This is a genomic window from Bacillus sp. C1 (assembly GCF_054570475.1).
Genome location: NZ_JBTMZT010000010.1, coordinates 122,890 through 129,069, shown reverse-complemented (window position 1 = coordinate 129,069; position 6,180 = coordinate 122,890). Strand labels below are relative to the sequence as shown.

Sequence of the window (6,180 nt, the reverse complement as noted above, 5' to 3'; positions counted from 1 at the left end):
ACTTTTTCAGGAAAACGAATAAAACGCGGTATGTATCGTTCTGCGAAAGGCATCGAAATCAACGCAGACGTAAATGCTGCGGCGAATATTTTACGAAAAGTAGTCCCGAATGCATGGGAAAACGGGATAGAGGGGTTAGGCGTGAAACAGCTCGCTAGTGTGTTAACTCCGCTGACGTTAATCGTCCGTTAGGTCGAAACGTTAGAAACTCCCACTTCAAGCTTTGCAAATGGGGGAGTATTCATTATGAAGTTGTTTTTTTATTTCATATAAAATGTAAAGTGGACATATCTAAAAAACTGTTGATAAGGAAATATTTTGTTATTCATAGTAATGTGCTAGTTGTGTAGATTTAAGATTAAACGTTACAATTGACGTCTATGTACACGGGAAGTAAGGAGCGTGAAACAGAGTATTGGAGACGTTGGACAAATCTTATAATAAGAAAAAATCCATCTCAATTTTGAGATGGATTTTACATGTTTGATACTTCGGAAGTATGTTCACTTGTCTGTTTTTGTTTTGATAAGGACATGAAAATAATGAATAGTGAAATCACACCGAAAATAAGCACCATGTACTGTAATCCAATTGTGTCTAAGAAAAATCCGGTTCCAAGTAAGACAATTTGGAACATAACTCTTTCAAACATATTACGGAATGAGAAGAGACGACCGTGATAACTTTTTTCGACTTTTGTTTGGAAGATTGTTGACATGATAGGGAAGAAGCAACCAACGCTAAATCCAAATAAGCCAAATGATACAAGTGCCATCCACTTCACATCACTAAAGAACAAGGAAAGATGTGCAATAGCAGTACAGAATGCGAAGAAATAAAGTAATTTTTCAGGTAGGAAATGATTAGATAAACGTTTAATAACGAAAGCACCTAACATAAAAGCCACACCTTCAATTGTATAAATAAATCCTTTAATTGTCGGATCATGTTGCATTTCACTAATATTAATGACCATTAAATTGAAACCAGCAATGAATAAAAGAGGAATAATACTTAAAATAAGTGCCCGAAATGCTATAGGGATCCCTTTTAAAATCCGAAATACTTCCATAAAGCTATTATCTTTTGCTGCTTTTTTACTTGATGTATTTGATTTATGATCTTCAAATTTAAGGAAAAAGGTCGAAAGGAATAATAAAGCATATGCTGCCATTGAAAATGCGTACATGTACTGTAAACTCATAACGACAAGAAGAACACCACCTAGTGAGGTTCCAGCAATACGGGCAATTGTTCCAATGTTCATGTGTACACCGTTCATTTGTAACAGTTCATGTTCACGAACAATAAGAGGAATAACAGACTGCAATGCAGGAAAATAAAAGGCTGCCGAAATTTGAAGCGCGACCATAAAAGCGATCATAAAGGCGATACTTTCATATTGAATCGCAAAAAACATAAAAATAACACTAATAACACGGCCGAAGCCAGCATAAAGAAGAACTTTCTTTTTTTCATATTGGTCGATCACACGACCAGCCATTGGACCAACTAGAACGCCAGCTAGTAATCCGATAAATAAAATAACCGACTTCATAAAATCAGAAGGTACATACTTCTGCATAAATTCTAGATTGCCAAGAATCCCAAGCCATAAACCGAGCCCAGCAATAAATTCACCGGTTAACACAATCCAGACATTTTTATTACGCCACATAACAAAACCTCTCAGTCTTATAAAATAGAAAAAATCGTATATATAAATCCAATTTGATTTTCTAACAGATACATGATGGTTATGAAGAACAGACAGAGACCTTCACTCATTTTCTTCTTCTGTTTTCACATGGAATGGGGATAAAAAGGGCACTGACCGCTTCTATCCATGGCCGGATCCTCTCATCCATCTGAAAAGAATGGGTTGATGTTCGTTTTTTAATTTGGATTTATATATATGCCCTCCTTTACATTCAAATCGTTGCATCACTATTTTTTAGAGTCAGAGTTTATATTACGTGTTTGATAATGAAAGTTCAATCTTTTTGATTTACATAAGAATTTGTTTTTGTAAGGTGAAAAAACGGAATTTACACATTAGAAAATAAATAGGAATAAATTTAAACTGTATGCGGGAGGGGAGTTTATGATACGGCAATTTTTTAAGAAATCGTTTCATCAGTTTTTACAGGAGCAGGAAGAGGAAATAATCGCAAAACTTTGTTTTTGGATTGTCTATTATTACATATCAGTCCCAAAACATATGGTGAATGCGAGTGGCATTTTAGTACATATGAATGAAACACACGAAAAGTATAGCTATGATACAATTGAAGACTTCTTACGGGAGTATAGCGGGAAAACAAGGGGAACGTTCTATTTTAAAGGTAGAATATACTATATTAAATTTGAAGAAATGATTAGGGAGAAGTGCCGTGAAATGATTTATGCGCATTACTTTCCGCGCTTTATTGAAGGGCATTCGTTATTATGTAAAGAGTTATTAAGCGAAATAGGTGTAAGTAAAACAGAAATGGAATGCGGGAGTTTCTATACGTTGATTTTTAATTATTGTATAGAAACAAAGGATTGGATCGATACGTACGAAGAGAATGTGTTAAAAGAATTAAGTGTATTGTCACTTCCTTTCGTCGTACAAGCATATGGTATAAATGTATGTAAATATATAAAACAAGAAAATCGGCAGGAAATAGAGTGCTTAGTTCATTGAATAAAGAGGACTTTAGAAATGCGAAACGGTGGTTCATTAGGCTCAACTTATTGAGAGGGATCGAATTTATAAGTCTGATAGATTCAAACGATTCGAGAACAAAGTTGAGGAATTACAGAATACTATAGAGATTTTAAAACGGTTTAGTGAATCATTATTTTAAAAGTCAACAATAATAATAGCAATTAAATATTTAGTCCTATGGGAGGAAGAAGCTGACATCAAACGATAAAGAGCATTAATAATATTGCTCTTTAGTTTGGTTTCCGCCTTTTTATCGTTTTAAGCGAGAAGTAACAAGTGCAATGTAACAAGTTACTGAAGGGATGAATTGAGTAAGCGGTTTTACGCTCAGGTGACTCTAAAATATAGTTGTATAGCGAATTTTGCGTTTAATTAGACTAATATAATATTTTATTTCTTTGGAAGGTTTCGTATCAACCGTTTTTTACATACTTTCCCTAATTTTAATGATATAGTAAAATATAGTAAAAAGAGAGGGGATTATTATGGCAACGATTGGAATTGATTTGGGAACAACGAATAGTTTAGTAGCTTCTTGGGCGGAGAATGGTGCAATACTTATTCCGAATGTTCTTGGCGAATTTCTTACACCATCGGTCGTCAGCGTTGATGAGAGTGGTGAAGTTTTAGTAGGGCGTATTGCAAAAGAAAGATTGATTACTCATCCACAGTTGACAGCATCAACTTTTAAACGGTTTATAGGAACAGAGAAAAAATATGAATTAGGTGCATATACTTTTTCTTCAGAAGAACTTTCATCTTTTGTTATTAAATCCTTGAAACAAGATGCCGAAGATTACTTAAATGAAGCTATTACGGGTGCTGTAATTAGTGTACCTGCATATTTTAATGACACGCAGCGTAAAGCTACGAAGCGGGCGGCAGAAATTGCTGGATTAAAGGTTGAACGTCTCATCAGTGAACCAACAGCAGCTGCGATTGCTTATGGATTGTATCAAGAAGAATCGGAAACAAAATTTCTTGTATTTGATTTGGGTGGAGGTACTTTTGATGTTTCCGTTTTGGAATTATTTGAAGGTGTAATGGATGTTAAATCAATTGCTGGTGATAATTATCTTGGTGGCGAAGATTTCACAAGAAGCTTAATGACCTTTTTTCTAGAGTCACATCAACTCGATTCTGATTCACTTGATTCGAAAACATTATCATTAATTTATACACAAGCAGAACGTTGTAAGCTTACTTTATGCGACGAACTTGCCACAAGTATGAAGGTTATGATTCATAATAAGATATACGAAACTCGCATTAACAGAGGTGAATTTGAAAAAATTGTAACGCCATTACTTTTACGACTTCGTTATCCTATTGAACGTGCTCTTCGTGATGCATCGTTGAATCCAAAGGATCTAGATGCTGTAATTTTAATTGGTGGAGCGACAAGAATGCCGCTCATCAAATCTGTTATTTCTAAAATGTTTGGGCGCATGCCTTATGCGAATATAAATCCAGATGAAACGGTTGCTTTAGGCGCTGCAATTCAAGTTGCCTTAAAAGAACGGAACAAGGCATTAGAAGAGGTTATTTTAACAGATGTTTGTCCATATTCTTTAGGAACGAGTGTTGTTCAAGAAGTAGGGGATGGCAAGAAAGAGTCTGGGTACTTCTTCCCAATTATTGAGCGAAATACACCGATTCCTGTAAGTAGAGTGGAACGACTTTATACGGTTATGGATAAGCAACAATCTATACTTATAGATGTGTATCAGGGAGAAAACCGTATGGTAGTAAACAATTTAAAACTTGGGGAACTCAAAATTAAAGTACCTCCCGCTCCTGCAGGGAAAGAGTCTATTGATGTTCGATATACATATGATATTAACGGCATTCTTGAAGTTGAAGTAATAAGTACAACAACTGGAGAGAAGAAAAGAGCTGTTATTCAACAAAATGCTGGAAATCTTACAAAAGAAGAAATTGAATCTAGACTGTTAGAATTGAGGGACATTAAAATTCATCCACGAGATCGAGAAGAAAATCGATTGCTTCTAGCAAAAGGTGAACGACTTTATGAAGAATTCCTTGGTGATGAACGAAAAAAAATCGCTATATTGCTACAACAATTTGAAAGTGTACTTATGACACAAAATGATAAAAAGATTAAAGAAGCCGCTAGCATTTTAAAAGAACATATCGAGAGTATAGAAAGGTGGATCAATCGTTAATGAGTATTTGGAGTACGTTAGAGATTGAACCTACCGATGATATTTCAGCTATAAAAAAAGCTTATGCAAAACGTCTAAAAATACATCATCCAGAAGATGATCCAGAAGGATATCAACGTTTGAGAGAGGCGTTCGATCAAGCGATTAAAAGTGCGAAGCAAATGAAAGACAAGCCGCTTGTTCAATTAGAAGAAACGGATGGACATGATAGAGAGGCTATAATCTCTCCATGGATTGACAGCAACGCTGAAATTGCTACTACCGTTATTGCAGAGCACCCAGTCTATTCATTTATGGAAAGAATTGAGGAACTTTATGATGATTTCTTTGCACGAATGGAATCGGAAAATTGGGAAGAATTATTGCGTTCTGATGTGATATGGGATGTTCAATATGCAGCAGCACTTCAAGATCAATTAATAGAGTTCTTCTTATATCATTATTATTTTCCGCATTCAATTTGGGTGTTGCTCGACGATGTTTTCCGTTTTAGTGAGCAAAAAGAGGATTTGGAAAGTGAATATGGTGAAGAAAATGTACAGTTTTTATTAGAGAGAATTAGCGGCGTAAAGGGAATGCGTTATGACGTTTTCGAGAAGGACAATCATTTCGATTTCGAAACGTATTTATATTTACGAGAAGAAGTACAAAGGCAACTTATAGCGAATGAACTAGAAGCCGTAGATGAAGTGTTAACTCGTGCATATTCAATGTATCAAAAGGATCCAGAGTTGTTACGTATGCAAGGTATTTATTATTTACGTACAGAAAATCAGGAACGTGCACTGCAATCATTTAGCGACGTATTGTTAATTGATGCGGATGATCCAGATGCTTTATTGTATCGCGCTCGTATAAATTATAACCGTAGCCAATTTGACACTGCCATTAAGGATTGTGAACATCTGCTTTCGATTCAACCGGAGCATATGGACGCTATGTTAATGCTGACGAAATGTTTAGTTAAGATAGGGGAGTTAGAAAAAGCCGAAGATAAGGCGAAAGAGGCGCGAGAAATCGATTTGAACCGCGTGGAATTTGCTTCATATATCAATGAATTGTTTGTTAGAAATGGAAGAAAAGAAGAGAAGCAGAAGTTAACAAAGAAACATATAATGAGTTATATTTTGTATTATACTTTCATGTTTTTAAGACGTACTTGGATTTATGTTGTATTATTCATTATTACAATGGTGACCCGGTTGCCGCTTCAATATTTCTTTCTCCTTCCAATTGTTTTGGAATTATGGAAATTTTACAGACTGAAAATTAAAGCATAAG

4 protein-coding genes and 1 pseudogene are annotated in these 6,180 nt (G+C 35.1%); 4 read left to right on the top strand and 1 reads right to left on the bottom strand.

Annotated features, from left to right (window positions below; all coding sequences use genetic code 11):
• Positions 1–192 (top strand): annotated as a pseudogene (locus ACX5JI_RS21235) (RNA-guided endonuclease InsQ/TnpB family protein); the annotation flags it as partial.
• Between the two features lie 283 nt (positions 193–475).
• Here ACX5JI_RS21235 and ACX5JI_RS21230 read toward each other — a convergent pair.
• Positions 476–1,678, bottom strand: a complete 1,203-nt coding sequence (locus tag ACX5JI_RS21230) for an MFS transporter (protein ID WP_459503004.1) — start codon at positions 1,676–1,678, stop codon at positions 476–478.
• Between the two features lie 426 nt (positions 1,679–2,104).
• Between ACX5JI_RS21230 and ACX5JI_RS21225 the strand changes: the two genes are divergently transcribed.
• The 3 genes from ACX5JI_RS21225 to ACX5JI_RS21215 all read left to right on the top strand — a co-directional run bounded on the left by ACX5JI_RS21225 (position 2,105) and on the right by ACX5JI_RS21215 (position 6,179).
• The gene (locus ACX5JI_RS21225; RefSeq protein ID WP_459503003.1) at positions 2,105–2,689 is read left to right on the top strand and encodes a hypothetical protein; all 585 of its coding nucleotides are present in this window, start codon (positions 2,105–2,107) and stop codon (positions 2,687–2,689) included.
• A 509-nt stretch (positions 2,690–3,198) separates the two neighbouring features.
• Positions 3,199–4,899, top strand: coding sequence for a molecular chaperone HscC (locus ACX5JI_RS21220; RefSeq protein WP_459503002.1), 1,701 nt, complete (start codon positions 3,199–3,201; stop codon positions 4,897–4,899).
• A complete protein-coding gene (locus ACX5JI_RS21215; protein WP_459503001.1) occupies positions 4,899–6,179 on the top strand; it encodes a J domain-containing protein in 1,281 nt (426 codons plus the stop codon). The genes ACX5JI_RS21220 and ACX5JI_RS21215 overlap by 1 nt, the downstream gene beginning before the upstream one ends.
• Position 6,180: the final 1 nt, after the last annotated feature.

Bases quoted from the DNA above. Each gene is read 5' to 3' on its own strand.
- ACX5JI_RS21215 (WP_459503001.1), top strand. From the start codon at position 4,899: ATGAGTATTTGGAGTACGTTAGAGATTGAACCTACCGATGATATTTCA.
- ACX5JI_RS21225 (WP_459503003.1), top strand. From the start codon at position 2,105: ATGATACGGCAATTTTTTAAGAAATCGTTTCATCAGTTTTTACAGGAG.
- ACX5JI_RS21230 (WP_459503004.1), bottom strand. From the start codon at position 1,678: ATGTGGCGTAATAAAAATGTCTGGATTGTGTTAACCGGTGAATTTATT.
- ACX5JI_RS21220 (WP_459503002.1), top strand. From the start codon at position 3,199: ATGGCAACGATTGGAATTGATTTGGGAACAACGAATAGTTTAGTAGCT.